This window comes from Paenibacillus sp. FSL H7-0331 (genome assembly GCF_001956045.1).
Genome location: NZ_MRTH01000002.1, coordinates 120,731 through 140,033 on the forward strand (window position 1 = coordinate 120,731; position 19,303 = coordinate 140,033).

Consider the following 19,303-nt stretch of genomic DNA (forward strand, 5'->3'; position numbering starts at 1 on the left):
ACGATGAAGGTATTAGTAGTCGATGACGAGCCGATTATTAGACAAGTGCTGAAAACGATGATCCGCTGGGAGGAACACGGCTTCGAGTGGGGTGGTGAAGCCTGTGATGGTAACGAAGCATGGGAAAGGCTGGAGGATGGCGGCATTGATCTGGTAGTGACAGATATTTTGATGCCGCGTATGGACGGTCTGGAGCTGGTCAGAAGAATGAAGCAGACGGAATCTGATGCAGCTGTCATCGTATTGAGCTGTCTGGATGACTTCAAGTATGTGAAAGAAGCGATGAAGCTTGGCGCACACGATTATATATTAAAGCCTACAATGGAGCCAGAGCAGCTGATCACTATTCTTAACGAAGCGAAGCTCGATTTGCAAAAGCTGCGGGAACAGAAGCAGAAACAGCTAATGCTCACACAGCAGCTGCTGCAGTCGAATCAGGCACAGTGGGGATTAAGGCTTAAGAAAGCATGGGTTAGCAGTCAGCGAGATGAAGAACTGGAGGATGAACTTTTTACGGTTGACGGAGAGCTGTCGAGCTGGATGATTTATTTGGCACCAGACGTTCGATTCTCGTTTATCGGATGGAATTGGCCGGATGTGTGGGCTTATGTACTTGTGAACGAGCATCAAGTGCTGCTTATTTATAAGGATCAGCTGGCTGCCACTCATCAGGAGCGTCAGGCTCAGCTGCAGCAATCTTTAGCAGGTTCAGATACAGGTTTGACAGAGCATGGCTTTTGGCTGTCGGCTGTTGCTCGGATCAACCAACCCGAACAGCTGTATCGTATTGTACATATGCATGATGAGCTCAGAAAGCGGTATTTTTACGGAGTTCAAACGGAGCTTTTCATTCAGCAGGCTTCAGAGCTAGTGGTAAGTGATGAGCTGCATTCGGCCTGGAAAGGGGAGCTCCCTCAGGACGAGAAGCAAAATCTGTTGCGTGCGATAGCCGGGCATAATGAAGATGCGGTCGTTTATTGGTCTGAGCAAATCTGGAAGCGACTGGGTAACCTCCAGCCTCCGATCACACAGGCTTTCAGCTTTCTATATGAGCTGCTAAGCTTTGCAGCTGCGTTGGCCCGACAGGAGGGGACGAGCAACCTGGATGATTTTGATCGCAAGGTCGCGGCTGCCCAAGCGCAAGCGCATTTTCGGTTGGAAGCGCTCGGAATGTGGTTTACGGAGGCATGTCGGGAGCTGGCTATTTTGCAATCAGGCACGGCCGTGGTTCCGACCTCGCGAAATCCTTTTGTCCGTAAGGCACAGATGTACATGAAGCACAATTACCATTTGGCCATCAGTACAACCGATATTGCGCAAAATGTTAAGCTAAGCCGCAGCTATTTGAGCGATTTGTACAGCAAGGAGACAGGGGAATCGTTGATCGAATCACTGGTACGCATAAGGCTAGAAGCGGCCAAACAGCTCTTGCTGGCTAATAACAAAAAAGTATATGAGGTTGCCGAAGCTGTCGGCTTTACCGATGCCAAGATATTCGCCAAAACGTTTAAAAAAGCTGTCGGATGTACACCAAAGGAATATGAGGAACAGAACAAATAGACACCAATTCCAACAAATTGGTGTCTATTTTTATATGCTGGGAAGGTTTACATTATAAGTAAAGAATTCGCTTACAATTGAGACCTTGGAGGAATATCCATGCAGCATCCCATACATAACTGCCCAACGAGTGATCCGATATTACAAGCTGTCAGTCTGACCCGAACCTTCGGTAAAGCTGGTGCTGCCGTGCATGCGCTGCGTGGTGCTTCGCTTCATATCGCCTCCGGTCGTCTGATCGCGCTAAGGGGACGTTCGGGCTCAGGGAAAACTACGCTTTTAAATATGCTCGGATTGTTGGATCGGCCTACAGATGGAGCGATTTATTTTGAAGGTCAGGATGTGACAGGATTATCCGACAAAAAAAGGAATGAGCTGCGTCGCACTCGTCTTGGCCTTATATTTCAGTCATTTGCTTTGGTTCCTTATATGTCGGCTTATGAGAATGTCGAATTTGGCTTGCGTATTGCAGGCATACCTTCGGCTCAACGTCGTGAGTACGCGGAACAAGCGCTTGATTTTGTCGGTCTGAGACCAAGAATGAAGCATCGCCCCTATGAGATGTCAGGTGGTGAGCAGCAGCGCACCGCGATTGCCAGAGCGATAGCCCACCGACCGAAGCTGTTGTTGGCGGATGAACCAACTGCTGAGCTCGACAGTCGTATGGGGCTGCAGGTGTTGAAGGTATTCAAGGATTTGGTGCAGTTTGAAGGAATGACGATTATTTTGACGACACATGACCCGGCGATTATGGAAGTGGTGGATCAAGTGTATGCACTGGAGGATGGACATATTGTGGAAGAAAGCTAACAAGCGCTTTACGATAGCTTCATGGATAATTACAGCATCGATCGTAATGACATGTATCCCCGGCTGCAGTCTGCTGCCTCAGGAGGAGGAGGCGTTAAAGCCACCGCTCGTGAAGCCGGTCAAGGAAAATTTTGAGCTGTATGAGGTCAAGAAGGGCACCATCAAGAAGCAAATCAACGGAGTAGGCACCTTTGCCGCGGACAAGATGCAATATTTGTTCTACCCCGAATCCGGAGGGCGGCTTGCTGACATCAATGTCAATCTTGGGTCTGTTGTCAATAAGGGAGATGTTGTTGCTCAGCTTGATAAAGGTGAAATTGAAGGCAAAATCCTTCAGCAGGAGCTTGTTGTGGAAAAGGCAAGGCTTGCTCTGGAACAAGCCAAGGATGAGAAACGCGGTGATGCGATTGCCATCCGAATCAAGCTGCTGGATATGCAGAAGGAGGAAATACAGCTGGATCTGTATCGAAAGCAACTGAGCAAGACGAAGCTGATTTCCGATGTCAGCGGTATTGTAACGTTCCTTGATCCTATCAGGCAAGGAGATCCTGTTGTGGCCTATAAAGCGATCTTAACGGTATCCGATCCTAAATCGGTGCGTCTGGTATACGAAACGACCAATACGAATGATTTAGTCGGAGTCCAGATAGGGATGCCTGCAGAGGTAAAGGTAAAAGGAGGCGTCTACCCCGGCATCGTGTCGCAAATTCCCGCAACCGCACCCCAATCGGATGTGAAAGCTATTGCTGATAAAAATGCGAAAACGATTGTCATCACAGCCCAAGGGCTGCCCGATACGATAGAGATTGGCAATAGCGCGGATATTACGATCGTTACCGAAAATCGGGAGGATGTGATGATCATTCCCAAGATTGGACTCCGCTCTTACATGGGACGTGATTATGTACAGGTGCTTGAAGGGGAAAGTCGTAAAGAGCTTGATGTTGAGAAGGGAATCGTATCGTCCACGGAAGTAGAGATTCGCAAAGGGATCAAAGAGGGTCAAAAGGTGATTTTAAACAATTGAGGTGATGCCGTGTGGCGATACTTGTGATGATCATGCGCAAAATGATCAAAAACAAATGGCTCGAATTCAGCCTTCTGCTCGGCTTGATCATCTCGGTCGGACTTGTGAGCAGTATGCCGATTTATACAAGTGCAATTTTGCAGCGGCTCCTGGTTAAGGATTTGGAGCTGCTTCAGACCAACAGTCAGCAGTACTCGGGGATTTTTTGGAGCTCGGTGTATTTGACCGGAGAAATATCACCTGAGGAGTCGAAGCAGGCAATTATAAATGCGGATGCTTACATGTCCCAATCCATTGCTCCCGCTTTTCAGCTGCCGATCCCCAATCTCGTCACGGAAAGGTCAACGGATAGCTGGAATTTGGTCCCGGTTGATGCCAATAAAATTGACAATAAAGTTAGTCGGCGTGCCGATATTACGGCACTAAGCGGAATGGACGAGCACGTTCGTATTGTGGACGGAAAGCTGCCATCGGCTGCCCCAGTAGATGGTGTGGTAGAAGCGGTTGTTGTGGATCAAGGTCTGTCACTATTGAAGATGGTCGTTGGACAGGAATATGTGATTGAGGATGACACAGCCAAAACTCCGATTAAATTCAAAATTGTTGGGGTTGTTGACCGTAAAACGTACGATGATGTGTATTGGTACAATCCAATGTCCAGCTACAAGGCCAGTCTATTAGTTTCTTACGATTGGTTTGAACAGACGATAACCCAGGAGCAGCAGCTTATGCTTCGTTTCAGCAGCTGGTACATGACTGTTGATTACAGCCGGATGAAGCTGGATTCAATTGAGCGCTTTATTCAGACACACCAGCGTACAGAAAATTACCTGGGCAACCATTTTCCAAATATTTCGGTTAAGGCTCCTGCCTTGAAAACGTTGACTGGTTACTACGCCAAGGAAGAAAAGCTGCGGATGATGTTATGGTCATTGAATGTGCCTGTCATGATTATGCTGGCTTATTATTTATTCATGGTTTCCAATCTTATTATTGATCGTCAGAAAACCGAAATTGCCGTACTTCGCAGCCGCGGCGCAAGCCGTTTGCAAATTGTGCTCGGATATGTTGTGGAAGGGGTTATGTTAGGTGCTATTGCACTCCTATTTGGACCGTTCGTGGGCCTGTCGTTGACCAAGGTGCTGGGAGCTTCAAATGGTTTTCTTGAATTTGTTCAGCGGGCGACGCTGGATGTCAAGCTGAATCAGGAAGCGTTTCAATACGGGTTGTATGCAGTTCTTTGCTCAGTCCTCATGACACTGCTACCTGTTTTGTTTGCGATGAAAGCAACGATTGTAGGACATAAGCAGCAGATGGCCAGACAGTCGGGATTATCCTTTTGGCATAAGTTTGGAGTGGATATTGTATTGCTCGCTATCTCCATGTATGGACTGTATACATTCCGCCGTCGTATGTCCGATATGCAGGCGCTTGGGCTGGATACGACAGATCTGCAGATGGATCCTCTGCTATTTCTGGTACCAGCGCTGTTTGTACTGGGAGCGAGCTTTCTGCTGCTGCGGATATATCCGTATCTGGTTCGATTGCTGTATCGGCTCGGTAGACGCTGGTGGCCGCCTTCTCTATACTCTACGCTGCTGCAGGTCGGGCGCTCAACAACTCAGTATCAGGCGATCATGGTGTTCTTAAGCGTTACGCTGGCTACGGGCTTGTTCAGTGCAAGCGCAGCCAGAACGATTAATAAAAATGCCGGTGAGAAAATCATGTACAGCAACGGTGCGGATATTACGATGCAAATGAAGTGGGAGGATGATGCGCCTCCGCCAAGCATGGGTGGTGATTATGGCAGTGAACCCGTTACTGAAGAGAGTCTGGCTGCCGCCAAGAAGAAGGTGCAATTTTCCGAGCCTCCCTTTTTGCCGCTCACCCAGCTAAATGGTGTTGAGCAGGCGGCCAAAGTATTTACTAAAAAGGAAGCGGGGTTCACCGTAGGCAAGGAACGCGGTACAGCTACCTTGATGGGCATAGATACCGATGATTTTGGTCGAACGGCCTGGATGCGCAATGGCCTGCTTGACCACCACTTTTATGATTATTTAAATTTGCTAGCCGTGAACCCTGCTGCGGTGCTTGTGTCCCGCACGATGGCTGACCAGTACAGCCTTAAGGTAGGCGACCCCATCTATGCGAGCTGGAGCGGTGTGGAAAGCACGATGTTCCAGGTTTTTGGAATTGTTGATTATTGGCCATCCTGGAATCCCAATCCGCTCTTTACGGATAGGGCTGCCGCTTCTAGCAGCAGTGCGTCAAGCAATGCCAAAAATAAAAAGGTCAAGGATCCGATGCTGATTGTTGGTCATCTGTCCTATATTCAGAACAATATGGCCCTGGAGCCGTATGAGGTTTGGTTAAAGCTGAAGCCTGAAACGAAAAGTCAGGAGCTTTACCAAACGCTGGAGGATAAGCAAATTCCGATTACCAAGCTTGTAGATGCCAAGCAGGACTTGATCCGCTCCAAAAATGATCCATTTCTGCTTGCTATTAATGGTGTCATGACACTTGGCTTCATTATTTCAATAGTGATCAGTTTCTGCGGATTTTTGTTGTATTGGGTGTTGTCCTTATCAGGACGTGTTCTGCAATTTGGGATTTTGCGGGCCATGGGGGTTTCATTCCGTCAATTAATATTGATGCTGGTTGGGGAGCAGCTTCTCACCTCAGGTGCGGCCGTAGCCATTGGGCTATTAACGGGTCATCTGACCAGCCGCTTATTCGTACCGATGTTCCAGTTATCCATGCAAACGTCGAGCCAGGTACCACCATTTCAGGTAACTTTTGATCCCCGGGATCAAATTCAGCTCTATATCATCGTGACGGTTATGCTTTCCATGGGTTTGCTGATTCTGGGGACGATGCTCTCACGGATCAAGATTCATCAGGCAGTCAAGCTCGGGGAGGATTAATGATGATCCATTGTGATAACCTCGTGAAAATTTATAAGGTAGCCGATCTCGAAGTCGTAGCGCTTCAAGGTCTTGACCTGCACGTAGAATCAGGAGAGCTGATGGCTATTATCGGTAACAGTGGGAGTGGCAAATCCACATTATTGAATATGCTGGGAGGCTTGGACCGACCTTCAGCCGGACAGCTGCAGGTTGCTGGTAAAGATTTGTTAAAGTTTACGGAACGTGATCTTGTGCGCTACAAACGGGAAACAGTAGGGTTCGTCTGGCAAAATAATGCACGCAATTTAATACCTTACCTGACCGCACAGGAAAATGTAGAGCTTCCCATTCTTCTGCAGGGTAAACGCAAGCGTGAACGTGCCTTGGAGCTGCTGGATGCAGTCGGGTTAAGCCATCGGATCAAAAATCGGCTCAATCAGCTGTCCGGTGGTGAGCAGCAGCGAGTGGCGATTGCTATTGCTCTGGCGAATAATCCAAAGCTGCTGCTTGCAGACGAGCCCACGGGCTCTGTTGATTCCAAGATGGCGGATCAAATACTGGATTTATTTCGTGATTTAAACCGGAGGATCGGTTTGACTGTTATCATCGTAACTCATGACCCGCTGCTCGCCAAAAAAGTGGATCGGGTAGTCGCCATACGGGACGGTAAAACCTCATCTGAAATGATCCGGCGTAAAACCTATGCAGATGAGCTGGCAGAGCTTGAGTCAGGGATAGGGCAGAATGAGGACGAGACCCATACTGAATATGCGGTTCTCGATAAATCAGGCCGTCTGCAAATTCCCGGAGATATGCTTAAATCCATAGGTATTCATTCGACAAATAAGGTAAGAGTCCAACTGGAGGACGGGCGAATCGTCCTGCTGCCTCCGGAAGCCAAGGAGGAGAGTATACATGTGCCGATTAAACATGAAGACCGGACTGCTGCTGATCATGCTGGCGCTCGCGGCGATGTGGCTAATTCAGACACAGCCAGCAATGGCGGAAGGGGAGAGCTACCAAAGGGAAGAGCTTGATAAGTCCTTACAGCTCCCCGCTGTTTCCATAGGATCAAGCAGCTCCATACAATTGAAGAACGCTGCTGTGGTGCCTACAGATGGGGGCAGGATGCTATTTTTTACGATGACGGTCATGAATGCAGGAAGCAGTAAGCTTTCCTTTCTTGATTACTGGGTGAAGGTTATCAGTACATCTGGTGCTGAATTTAAAGCGGATTTGGTCGCTCAGGATAAGCTGAAAAAGGAAATTCCAGCAGGGCAGCAGGTGGAGTTCTCTTTTTACGCAGCGGTTAATGACTTGGTTCAGCTAGGTGAACTCGGATTCCTCATAACAAAATGGGATTATACGAGTGCCGATTTGGAAACAACAGTTGGTGAAATTCGCTTCCCGGACACAGCCGAAGCATTGTGGGCGCCTGACTCAGGAGGCAAGACGGTACAGCTATCAGCGATGCCTGTTGAACTGAACGTAACTGCATGGTCGGCACTTGTTAGCGATAGCTATACGTCCCCCAAGCTGACACTGCGCATGACCAATAAGGGAAAGACCTCCATTCGAATCGCCGGCTATCAATACGCGCTTAGAACCTCAAACGGTGCGATGTACCCGCTAGATATCGTCCTGAACGCTGACAAGCAGTCACTGCAGCCGGATGTTCCGCTAGAGCTTCAGCTAAGGGCTAATCAGCTGCCACTGTCAGCAGGAACCGATTTCTGGGATCTGGTCATGACACAGCCGTTTGTACTAACGACGGATACCAAAATCAATTTTCCTATCGCTTCTTTACGCATATCAACTGACCCTAAAGCTTTGCCGGAGTTAGGTGGAGTTGTCACGTATACGAATGCAGATGGTACGTATGCATTCAAAACAGATAAAGTTGATCGTTTACCATGGGAGGATCAGGATATTTTGAGCGCTGAAGTATCCTTGTCCCATAACCAATCGGTCGCATTGCCATTTCCCGAATTGAAGGCTTACTATGAGCTTGATGGCGGGAGTAAGGTAGATGCCAAGGTTATTAAACTTGATCGATCTGTCGGTGTGCCTCCCTCTGAATCTGTTCATGTGAAGCTAGTTGCCAAAATTCCATACACCTATCCATTCGCGTCCGTGAAGCTGGTCGTTCAGGAAAAGAAGAGCGAAACCGCAGCCGAGGAAATCGCTCAATTCCAACTGCCGGAATCAAAGATTGTACTTCCTTTGCTGGCGTTTGGTCAATCCCAATCAATTACCGGTTCTGGCCGATCAACCAGCTTTTCACCCAGAGAAATCAACACTTATACCGACGGTGCAAGCAATCTTTTTGAGGTGCAAGTGGAGGTATCCAATCTTGAGAAACGCTCGAATATTATTCCCAGGCTAACAGCGTTCTTCAAGACAGCGGATGATGCGCTGTACCCAACCAGGGTTCGCGAAGTCAAGCAAAAGCTGAATCCCCAAGGGAAAGCTCTGTTATCTTTTTCAACCAAACTTCCCAAGGATTTGGACGTACAAAGCCTCAGGCTGGTCATTGGTGAATCGGTCACCGAACAGCGACTCAGTGGCACGGACGATAAAGCGGAGGCTTACATCAATGCCGTACAAATGGAGCTTCCCCTGGAAAATACCACAGTAAGCCCGACTTTAAAGGATCTTGTGTTCTACCCGTATACGATTTCATTAAGTAATATGAATACGTGGCTGGATCGCAATACGCTGCGGATTAATTTTAAATATAAGCTGACCAAGGATAGCTTTTACGAGACAAATACGGAGGGCAGCAAGCTGATTATCCAGTTCGTAGACAGTAAAGGAAAAGTCAACATCGATGAGGTCTTTTACCTGGAAACAGCGCCTGAGGAGGAAGACAAGCGACTTAAGCTCGGAGAGTTTGATTATCGGATTACCAAGCAAGATGATAGCCTGATTTTCAAAATTGAATCGTTGAAGCAATATCAGATGAACATCTATCATGAGTTCCAGGGGAAACGCAAGCTGCTGGGATCTCAAACGATGGATTGGTTCGGTACAACGGAATAGTTTATTATCAAACATGAATATGGTAAAATGATTATAGAACAGAGGCGGCGACCACGCTACTCCTTAGGCATCCCCAAGCTATGAAGCTGTGGATGCCTTCACTTTTACGACAAAAAAGCGTAAATTGGTTGTTAAATACAAAATGATATGTAGAAATATGGAGGAATGAATATGAGTCAGTGGAGAGAAATTGATAGTCAGGAAGAGTGGAACCAATTATTTGAAGGTTCATCCGAAAAGCCGGTAGTTGTGCTTAAGCACAGTACGACCTGCCCGGTAAGTGCTAATGCCCTGCAAGAGTTTGAAAACTATTTGAACAAACAACCGAACGAACAGGTTGATTATGTACTTGTCAAGGTAATTGAATCCCGTCCGGTTTCTAACCAGATTGCTGAGGATACAGGTGTCAAGCATGCTTCTCCGCAAATTTTGTATGTTAAAGATAAAGAATCGGTATGGAACACTTCACACTGGGCTGTAACCGAGGCGCACATCACAGCAGTTCTTAATTAAACTTGTTCGGGAGGATCGATCTTTTGAGTATACAACCGCATTCTTTTTTCTCCGGGGCGTTGTACGCTCGGAAGTCATGCTTCGTTTATGTGCCGGCGGGATATGAGCAGTCGGAACAGCGGTATCCAGTTATTTATTTACTGCACGGTATGCACGGAAGTGAGTCCAGTTGGATGCTCAAAGGGAATGCTGAGCAAACGCTAGATCAACTGATGAACAACGGCGAACTCATTCCAAGTATTGTTGTTATGCCGAGTGACGGCGGTTATGGTCAGGGCACTTTTTATATGGATTGGTATGATGGTACGGGTAATTTCGAGCAATATTTTATCTATGATCTGGTTCCTGAGATTGACAGGCACTATCGTACGATCGATAGTAGCAATCAGCGAGTACTCTGCGGCTTGTCGATGGGCGGATTTGGGGCTGTGTCGCTTGCCTTGCGGCATCCTGAACGTTTTGGAGCAGCAGCAAGTCTCTCAGGAGGTCTGGTATCGAGCCAGCATTTGATAGACCAGTATGCTCGTTCTGATGTAGGTCGGATGATTGGACCGCTCCATGGACCTTATGCGGAGTCGTATGACCCGCAGCTAGTTGCCAATTTACGAATGCAGGACGGTCGATGTCCCGCCTTGTATATGAATTGTGGGACAAGTGATTATTTGTATACGATGAATCAGGATTTTCATCTGCATCTCAAGACTATTGGCTACACGCATACGTACGAGCAGTTTGAAGGCGAGCACAATTGGACATATTGGAAGGAGCATCTGCCGGATGCTTTACGCTTTATTCAATCCTATTTAGCCCATTAAGCCACAAGACCAGAGTCCGCAAGTAGCAGAAGTAACCGGGATTATCAACACTTTAATGAAAAGTGCTTGTATCCGTGTTACGTTTCAGTTACTGGGATTCCGGTCTTTTTTAATTTATTGACATTCAGCAGGAATTTTGGTTCTTTGGAGCTGTTTGTTATATAATGAGTAACACATATCAATCGAAGGTGGGGAAACCACGGATGAAAATTGCCATAGCAGGCAGTTCGGGATTTATCGGTCAGCATTTGACCCAATATTTCCTTGAACGTAAATATTCACTGATCTTGATTTCTCGCAAAAAACTCACCTCTACCAATCCATTAATTCGACATGCTACATGGTCGGAATTGAAAAATGATATTAAAGTCATGACAGGTACAGATGTGATCGTGAATTTAGCGGGCGAATCGATTAATCAGCGTTGGACTGATGAAGCGAAGGAAAGAATTCTGAACTCCAGACTAGACGCTGTTGCGCAAATTGCCAATATCGTAGAGCGGATGGAGCAAAAGCCTTCGGTCGTTATCAACGCTTCAGGCGTATCGATTTATGGAACCTCGGAACGTGGAAGCTTTGTGGAGCACAGTGACCCGAATGTAGAGGACTTTCTTTCAGGTGTTGTTGAGAAGTGGGAAGCTGCGATGGATGAGATTCGCAATACAAGAATTGTTAAGCTGCGATTGGGTATTGTACTGGGCCTTGATGGTGGCGCTTTCCCCAAGCTGTTAACACCATACAAGCTTGGCATCGGGGGTCGAGTTGGCAGCGGCAAGCAGATTATTTCATGGATTCATATCGACGATTTATGCCGGCTTATTGATTTCTGTATCGAAAATGAAGATATTATTGAACAAATTAACGCAACATCGCCGCAGGCTGTGACGAATGACGAAATGGGTAAAGCGATAGCCAAAGCGCTGCGCACCCGGCATTGGTTTCCAGTTCCTGCTTTTATGATGAAGCTTATGTTTGGGGAGATGTCGGTCCTGCTGCTTAAGGGTCAGCGAGCTATACCTCTGCTGGCGATTGACTATGATTTTTCGTATCTATATCCTACGATCGACATGGCTTGTGCCAATCTTTTGAAAAAGCAATCGTAAAAAAGACAATGGAGGTAACAAAATGATTCAATTCGGCTCTTTGGATTATGCAGAATTGCGGTTTCATCAGATGCGGGCAACGGTCGAAATTCGCGATAAGCAGTGGATCGATGTGGAGCTGCATTTGGAGTTGGAAGAGGGTATGGTGCTGCCGGACGATTTTACGGAACTGACAGCATTGATATTTTGTACATATGCAGGGGAAATTGCGCAAATTGTGCCACAGGATGAAGGACGAGACTGTGAATACCAATTCACAGCTGATGAGAAGGCACAGCTTATCCATTATTATGAACAGAACGTCAAGCCGAAGCTGTTGTCGATGGTAAGTTAAACAGGGGGAGGACGGTCACTTCGGATGCGAAAACTTGTATTTTTCTTAGGTCCTGCCGGGGCGGGTAAAACAACCATCGCGAAAGCCTTGGCCAAACGGTCCCGTGCGGCTTTATTTGATATGGACACCTTATTACGGCCAGCAGCCGTAGCGCTAATGAAGCTTGCTGGTCAAGACCCGGAGGATCGTGATTCAATAACCTACAAGATATTGTGCCGCGATTTGGGCTATCGGATAACTATGGATGCCGCACTGGAAAATGTGGAGCTTGGATCGGATGCTTTTGTGATCGGGCCCTTTACGAAGGAGACTGAGAGCAAGGAGTGGTTGGTCAAGGAGCTAGAAGGCATAGGTGCTTCTGTTGATGATGTCGCAGTGAAAGTGGTTTTTGTACATCTTGCTGACCAAACGAGCTATTATGAGCGTATTCAGGAAAGGGGCTCATCGCTGGATGATTGGAAGCTGACAAATTGGGATGAATTCAGCCGAACGCTTATTGTCCGTGACATAAAATGGAGTATCCCGGATTCTTCCATTCTTTATTATGATAACTCAGCTCCATTAACCGATGAGAGCATTAATTCAGTTGCAAGGTTTATATACGATGACTCAGAGCTTGATGTGAAGTGAAAATAAGAAATCAAGAGCACAACCAAACAATCCCCACCAAGCCAAGAATGATACAAGGCTGAGTGGGGATTGTTTAATTGGATCAGGGAGATTCCGGGTTCTGCTTCTTTTGCATCGCGGCTTTTAGTGCCTCTTCCAGACTGGAGCCTACAGCAACGTTATCGCTGAATTGGTTGATCAACTGGGCGCTGTTTCTTTTGGCGGCTTTACCGCCTGCACGCGGCTCATCACTCAGCATCTCGATGACGTTGCAATGACGGCATTGTGCATATTTACCGGCTTTTCCCGTGTGAATTTCCATTTTCTTATGGCATTGCATACAACGTTTATTGGACAGCATAGGTTCGCCAGCCCGCTTATAGCCGCACTCTCTGTCGATACAGACGAGCAGCTTGCCACGTTTGCTCTTGATCTCCTGCAAATTTTTACCACAATCCGGACATTTGGAATGAGTAAGATTATGCGGCTTGTATTCGATTGTACTTTGTTTGACGGCTTGAATCATAGCTGTCGTTTGCTCACGGATAGCTTTCAGAAAGGTTTTCATGCTGCCCGTTCCTTTGGCGATATGTTCAAGTTCCAGCTCCCACTTGGCAGTCAGCTCTGGTGAACGCAGTGAGGGTACGACCAGCTCGATTAATTGCGCGCCCTTGCCAGTTGGCTGAAGTACATTCATTTTCCGCTCAATCGTATCGGTGGAAAGCAGCTTTTCAATAATATCGGCCCGGGTCGCAGGCGTTCCTAATTTATGCTTTTCCATAATGGACAGCAGTGAAGCTTCGGTATATCGGGAAGGGGGCTTGGTAGCATGCTTTTCCAAAGTGCAGCGATGATCCGGGATGACTTGACCCGATTGCAATTTGGGTAACGACTGTGAGCCTCCTGAATCTTCATCCCGGGTATCCTCATCTTCCTGCTCGGACGAGATTAGCTCCTGCCCGTAGACACTTTTCCATCCGGGCTCCTTCGTGACGCGTCCCTTGGCATAAAAAGTCTCTCCGCCTATATCAATGGTGACAGCCGTTTCATCATAACGATATGCAGGATAAAACAAGGCGATAAAGCGCCGTGCGATCAGATCATACAATCGACGTTCATCATGGCTTAAAATATGAAGCAGCGGCGTTTGCTCCGTTGGAATGATGGCATGGTGATCGGAGACTTTACTATCATCTGCGATCCGTTTGGTTATGTTCAGAGGCTTGTTAAGCAGCGGTCTGACAAGTCCTGCATAGGTTTGTATACAAATGGCATCCAAGCGCCCCTTCAGAGTCGGAACCATATCCGATGTCAAATATCTGGAGTCCGTTCGCGGGTAGGTGACCAGCTTGTATTGCTCATATAGACGCTGCAGCAGATTTGAAGTTTGCTTGGCTGAAAATCCGTATTTACGATTGGCGTCCCGCTGCAGCTCGGTCAGATCGTAGGCTAGCGGATGAGGCTCCGACTTTTCGGTCATTTTCAATTGACTAACCTTCGCCTGAGCACCTTTAACCCGATTTAATAACGTATCTGCTGCCGTTTTGTCGAACAAACGGCCATCCGGATTGTGCTTGCCTCTCCACATTGCCTGAAAACCACCCAGTTGTGTCCTGAGCAGCCAGTAATCCTTGGATTGAAAGGCACGTATCTCATTTTCTCTTTCCATCAGCATCGATAGGGTAGGGGTCTGTACACGTCCGGCAGCCAGCTGTGCATTGTATTTGCAGGTAAGTGCTCGTGTAATATTGAGTCCTATCAGCCAATCCGCTTCTGCACGGCATACTGCCGATTGATACAGGTTGTCGTAGTCACGACCCGGCTTCAGCTTGGCAAAACCATCGAGAATCGCTTTATCAGTTTGCGAGGAAATCCACAAACGTTGAAAAGGCTTGCGCCAGTGAATCTCTTCCATAATCCAACGGGCTACAAGTTCGCCTTCGCGTCCAGCGTCGGTAGCTATAATAAGCTGGTTAAGATCGTTACGCTTGGCTAATTGAGCAATAGCGCGAAACTGAGGTGTCGTTTCCTTAATGACCTTAAGCTTCATCCGTTCAGGCAGCAGCGGCAGCTGATCGAGCTCCCAAGCTTTGTATTTGGAATCATAATCCTCCGGTTCAGCCAAGGTTACGAGATGACCCAATGCCCAGGTCACGACATACTTAGGTCCCTCCATATAATGCTTTTGTTTCTGGGTACAGCCGAGAACACGCGCGATTTCTTTGGCGACGCTCGGTTTTTCTGCAAGTACAAGTGATTTCATATCAAGCTCCTCCGTAAATCTGTGTAGTCATAGTCGTGTATTTATTTGATCATACAATAATTTGTATCATTATGCAGCTATCTTGGCTTGCACGCAAGCGGTGGGTCAACGGAGAGGTGCTCCTATAGGTGTGAGTTTATCTCCGTTTGAGGAAGGAATTGGCTAGTTCTTCCAATACAGCTCCCGGTATTCTGTAGGCGTCATACCTTCCTGCTCAAGAAATCGTTTGTTGAAATAGCTTGTGCTGGGATAACCAGCATCAAATGAAATTTGGCGTATGGTCATTTCCTTTTTCTCCAGCAGCCACTGCTTGGCTTTTTGCAGGCGGCACAGCGTCACGTAAGTCATTGGGGTCATCTGGGTAACCTTACGAAAAAGCTTGCAAAAGTAATAGGTGCTGACACCAGCCTGCTCAGACCAATAGTCAAGCTCAAACGGCTTGCACGCCTCCTGCTGGATGCGAGGGAGCAGTTGTAAAATCAACTCGGAGGTCGCCGCAGTTCTTTGTGTCGACAAAGGCACTGCTTGATTGACGAATTCGGCAATTACCGCATAAGTGAGCGTTGAGAGTCGAGTCATTTCAAATAGTGTACTGAGCTCCGCCTCAAGAAGCAGTTCATCAAGAGCACGTTCAAGCGGCTTCACCTGACGAACTGTCCATAAATGGGATTGGTGCAGACCCCTTTCCAGCAAATAGTCGTTAAGCCTGGAGCCATAAAAGTGAACCCAACGAATTTCCCACGGATCCTCCTGAGAGGAATAATAGCGCTGCCGCTGAAGCGGAAAATAAAGAAAAGCATCGCCAGCGGTCAGCATATGTTTCTCGTAGGCAGTTTCGACGTAGCCTTTGCCACTAATAATGAGATGGATACTGAAATTGTTCAGTGCACCTTCCTGGCGGTCCACAGTATGGAAAGGGTCCTGTTGGTACCAGCCAACGGATTCGGGTAAGCAAAAATAAACATGCTCTGACAATGTCGGAAGAATTCGCTGTTTTTTCATAAGTAGAGCCTTTCTGGAGAGCAATATAGTTTTAGATATGTGCAAAAATCTTCTATTTTCATTTTAATAAGCATTCAATATAATAGCAATATAGTCTTACTAACATAAATGGTTGAGGAGATGGATTGTACATGTCGCAAAAAAAATTGCGCTGGGGAGTACTCGGATGCGCAGGTATTGCCAAGAGAGCTGTTATTCCGGGAATTCAGCAATCGCAAACCGGAGAAGTCGCTGCAATCGCAAGCCGTAACGAAGACAATGCAAGGAAAACAGCGGAACAATTTCAAATTCCAACAGCGTATGGCAGCTATGAAGCACTGTTAAATGATGAAACTTTGGATGCCATTTACATACCGCTTCCAAATCACCTGCATAAGGAATGGACGATCAAAGCTGCTCAGGCGGGTAAACATGTGTTATGTGAAAAGCCGATTGCACTGGATGCGACAGAAGCAGCGGAGATGGTAGCCGCTTGTGAACAGGCAGGTGTGAAGCTGGTAGAGGCATTTATGCATCGTCACCATCCGCGTTATGCGATGATCAAAGAAATTATACAATCCGGCGAAATCGGTGAAATTCGTGGTCTCCATGGTGCTTTTACATTCAATAGCTCCAAAAACATGGGCAATGTAAGATTCAATCAGGAAATGGGCGGCGGTTCGCTGTATGATGTAGGCGTATATCCGATCAGTACAGCTCGTATGGTATTGGGGCAAGAGCCAGAGGCTGCTACTGTGCACGCTTTCTTTTCACCAGACCACGACAATGTCGATATGATGGCATCGGGTATTTTGGAATTTCCTAACAGTGTCGCATTGACCTTCGATTGCGGCATGTGGGCTGCTGGACGTAATGTATTTGAAATCCTTGGTACAGAAGGCCGTATTGAAGTACCAAGCGCCTATGTGACCCGTGGAAATGCAGACGATCATTTTATAGTTACAGTGGGCGGTCAGCGTAGGGAAGTTGAAGTACCTTATGTCAATCAATATGCACTGCAGGCGGATGATCTGGGGCGCAGCATTCTGGATGGAACACCACTTCGATATGAGTCGTCCGATGCTGTGTTAAATATGCGTGTGATCGACGCCTGCCTGAAATCGGCAAGAGAGCGCGCGCGTGTAGTGCTCTAAATCCAAATGAGAGGAATATAAAACAATGAAAACTATAGCAATTGCTGGATTGGAAAAGCCGGTTACGAACTTGATCCAAGGCTCTGATTTCTTTACTCATGAGGTTTATGATAAAGTGTGCAGCGTGCTTGATAATTATTTGGAAATCGGTGGAAATACGATCGATACCGCTTTTATTTACCGCGGTGGACAAAGCGAAGAAACCATTGGTCGCTGGATGACAGAACGTAATAATCGCGATCAGGTAGTGATATTGACGAAGGGTGCGCACCATAATGCCGATGGTCCCCGTGTGACTCCACAGGCTATTGCTGCGGATTTGAAAATAAGCCTGGACAGACTGCAAACAAGCTACACCGATTTGTATGCCTTGCACCGTGATGATACGAATATTCCGGTTAAAGTCATTATCGATGCGTTGAATGAGCATATCCAGGCAGGACGAATTCTCGCTATTGGTGCTTCCAACTGGACCCACCAACGCCTGCAGGAAGCTAACGATTATGCAACAGCCAATGGATTGGTCGGTTTTTCCTTTAGCAGTCCCAATCTGAGTCTTGCCAAGCCAAATGAGCCGCGTTGGGCAGGATGCGTTTCAGCGGATGTACTGGATTGTGCGTGGCACGAAAAGACTCAATTGCCGTTATTGTCATGGTCTTCACAGGCTGGCGGATTTTTTACTGGAAATTTTGCACCTGACAAATTGGACAATGCCGAAATGGTTCGCGTATATTACAGCGCTGCGAACTGGGAGCGTCTGCGACGTGCTGCTGAATTGGCTGAGCAAAAAGGCTTTAGCACGATTCAGATTTCACTGGCTTATGTGTTGAATCAAAAGTTCCCTACGGCGGCGTTGATCGGAGCACAGAACCAGGTTGAGCTGGAGTCCTGCGTGGAAGGTGCGCAGATTCAGTTAACAGAGGACGAAGTACACTGGCTGGAAAACATATAAGCAGCGAGCAGAAAATGAATTGTGTACGACAACTTTGATTTCCTGGTGCTGAGACCATACTTTCGGAGCACGCACGTTCATAACTTATGCCATCGTAACTCCTGTAGCAGAAAAACCTGCTGCTGGAGCTGCGATGGCATTTTTGCATGTTAATGGATTTCAAGCTGCTGCTAGAGGTTCCATAGTCATTAGTAAGTATGACAATAAGTGTCATAGATATATGATATAATCAGAGAAAAATGTCATCGGTGGTGGTGAGTGAGTGGCCAAGTCCAAACGTGTGATTGAGCTTATGATAGCCATTAATCAACGCAAGAAATTTACGGCGCGTGAGCTGGCGGATGAGTTCGAGGTGTCAATCAGGACGATTATGCGTGATCTGCAAGTATTAAGTGAGCTTGGTGTTCCACTCTATACAGAGTATGGACCTCATGGCGGGTATCGAGTGCTGAGGGAACGTCAGCTTCCGCCCATTACATTCTCCGAGCAGGAGGCGGTGGCGATCTTTTTTGCCTATCAATCGCTGCAGCATTATGGAGCCTTACCGTTTGCTGAGGAGTCCATCACGGCTCTAAATAAATTTTATTATTATTTACCCGACGATACCAAAAGCAAAATTGATAAAATGAAGCAGAGAGTCGTATTTTGGACACCCAAACGCCAGGCTCCGACTCCGTATCTGCAATCTCTGCTTGATGCAGCGTTACAGCAGCAGCCGATGCAGATCTTGTATGATTCCAAGGATGGGGCCAATCAGCGTACCATTCAACCCATCGGGGTATATTCCTATAATGGGTATTGGTATTGTCCGGGCTATTGCTTCTGGAAAGAGCGTTATTTGCTGTTTCGGATTGATCGTGTGCTATCGGCTGAGGCGGCAGCTGACGGACACAGAACGGTAGATTTGAGTGGATTTTCCATTATGGATTGGTTTAAACCACCTGAGGAACAGCCTGTTATAGCTGATGAGCATATTCAGATTGAAGCCGTCTTAACAAGCGATGGTGTACGCAGGTGTCAGTGGGAGGCGTGGAACCATACGGATATGGAGGTTCATGAGGATGGAACAGGCACCGTGCGAATGTGTATCAGGCCTAACGAGGTTGATTATTTTGCCTCCTATTTTCTTGGGTTCGGGCCAGAGGTTAAAGTGAACCAGCCTGCACAATTGGTAGAGCTCATGCAAAACTTGGTAGCCAAGATGGCGCAATTGTATGCGCCACCCAAATAAACT

The 19,303-nt window shown here is 47.2% G+C and carries 15 protein-coding genes; 13 read left to right on the forward strand and 2 right to left on the reverse strand.

The genetic code is table 11. From position 1 onward, the window contains the following. The first annotated feature begins 3 nt into the window (after nt 1–3). The 10 genes from BK127_RS03280 to BK127_RS03330 all read left to right on the forward strand — a co-directional run bounded on the left by BK127_RS03280 (nt 4) and on the right by BK127_RS03330 (nt 12,740). Nucleotides 4–1,560 (forward strand): response regulator, encoded by a 1,557-nt coding sequence (locus tag BK127_RS03280; RefSeq protein WP_076228574.1) that lies wholly within the window; start codon nt 4–6, stop codon nt 1,558–1,560. Between the two features lie 99 nt (nt 1,561–1,659). Then, on the forward strand, nt 1,660–2,370 hold the full coding sequence (locus BK127_RS03285; protein ID WP_144026353.1) for an ABC transporter ATP-binding protein: 711 nt from the start codon (nt 1,660–1,662) through the stop codon (nt 2,368–2,370). After that, nucleotides 2,345–3,397, forward strand: a complete 1,053-nt coding sequence (locus BK127_RS03290) for an efflux RND transporter periplasmic adaptor subunit (RefSeq protein ID WP_076228576.1) — start codon at nt 2,345–2,347, stop codon at nt 3,395–3,397. The genes BK127_RS03285 and BK127_RS03290 overlap by 26 nt, the downstream gene beginning before the upstream one ends. An 11-nt stretch (nt 3,398–3,408) precedes the next feature. Further along, nucleotides 3,409–6,321, forward strand: coding sequence for an ABC transporter permease (locus BK127_RS03295; protein ID WP_076228577.1), 2,913 nt, complete (start codon nt 3,409–3,411; stop codon nt 6,319–6,321). A 2-nt stretch (nt 6,322–6,323) separates the two neighbouring features. Further along, on the forward strand, nt 6,324–7,340 hold the full coding sequence (locus tag BK127_RS03300) for an ABC transporter ATP-binding protein (protein ID WP_083689028.1): 1,017 nt from the start codon (nt 6,324–6,326) through the stop codon (nt 7,338–7,340). Between the two features lie 2,176 nt (nt 7,341–9,516). Further along, complete coding sequence (ytxJ, locus tag BK127_RS03310) at nt 9,517–9,858, forward strand: bacillithiol system redox-active protein YtxJ (RefSeq protein WP_076228579.1); 342 nt, start codon at nt 9,517–9,519, stop codon at nt 9,856–9,858. 23 nt (nt 9,859–9,881) lie between these two features. Further along, complete coding sequence (locus tag BK127_RS03315; protein ID WP_076228580.1) at nt 9,882–10,673, forward strand: alpha/beta hydrolase; 792 nt, start codon at nt 9,882–9,884, stop codon at nt 10,671–10,673. A gap of 203 nt (nt 10,674–10,876) precedes the next feature. Then, nucleotides 10,877–11,776 (forward strand): TIGR01777 family oxidoreductase, encoded by a 900-nt coding sequence (locus BK127_RS03320; RefSeq protein WP_076228581.1) that lies wholly within the window; start codon nt 10,877–10,879, stop codon nt 11,774–11,776. 22 nt (nt 11,777–11,798) lie between these two features. Next, nucleotides 11,799–12,110 (forward strand): hypothetical protein, encoded by a 312-nt coding sequence (locus tag BK127_RS03325; protein WP_076228582.1) that lies wholly within the window; start codon nt 11,799–11,801, stop codon nt 12,108–12,110. 24 nt (nt 12,111–12,134) lie between these two features. Then, nucleotides 12,135–12,740, forward strand: coding sequence for a P-loop nucleotide/nucleoside kinase family protein (locus tag BK127_RS03330; protein WP_076228583.1), 606 nt, complete (start codon nt 12,135–12,137; stop codon nt 12,738–12,740). A gap of 82 nt (nt 12,741–12,822) precedes the next feature. Here the strand turns inward: BK127_RS03330 and BK127_RS03335 are convergent, their stop codons facing one another. Beyond that, a complete protein-coding gene (locus BK127_RS03335; RefSeq protein WP_076228584.1) occupies nt 12,823–14,982 on the reverse strand; it encodes a DNA topoisomerase III in 2,160 nt (719 codons plus the stop codon). 162 nt (nt 14,983–15,144) lie between these two features. After that, a complete protein-coding gene (locus BK127_RS03340) occupies nt 15,145–15,984 on the reverse strand; it encodes an AraC family transcriptional regulator (protein WP_076228585.1) in 840 nt (279 codons plus the stop codon). A gap of 131 nt (nt 15,985–16,115) precedes the next feature. On the opposite strand from BK127_RS03340, the gene BK127_RS03345 reads away from it, so the two are divergent. The 3 genes from BK127_RS03345 (at nt 16,116) to BK127_RS03355 (ending at nt 19,300) form a co-directional block, all read left to right on the forward strand. After that, complete coding sequence (locus tag BK127_RS03345; RefSeq protein WP_076228586.1) at nt 16,116–17,117, forward strand: Gfo/Idh/MocA family protein; 1,002 nt, start codon at nt 16,116–16,118, stop codon at nt 17,115–17,117. A gap of 25 nt (nt 17,118–17,142) precedes the next feature. Then, nucleotides 17,143–18,069: an aldo/keto reductase gene (locus tag BK127_RS03350; RefSeq protein ID WP_076228587.1), complete on the forward strand. Its 927-nt coding sequence runs from the start codon at nt 17,143–17,145 to the stop codon at nt 18,067–18,069. Between the two features lie 262 nt (nt 18,070–18,331). Then, the gene (locus BK127_RS03355; RefSeq protein WP_076228588.1) at nt 18,332–19,300 is read left to right on the forward strand and encodes a helix-turn-helix transcriptional regulator; all 969 of its coding nucleotides are present in this window, start codon (nt 18,332–18,334) and stop codon (nt 19,298–19,300) included. Nucleotides 19,301–19,303 lie beyond the last annotated feature (3 nt).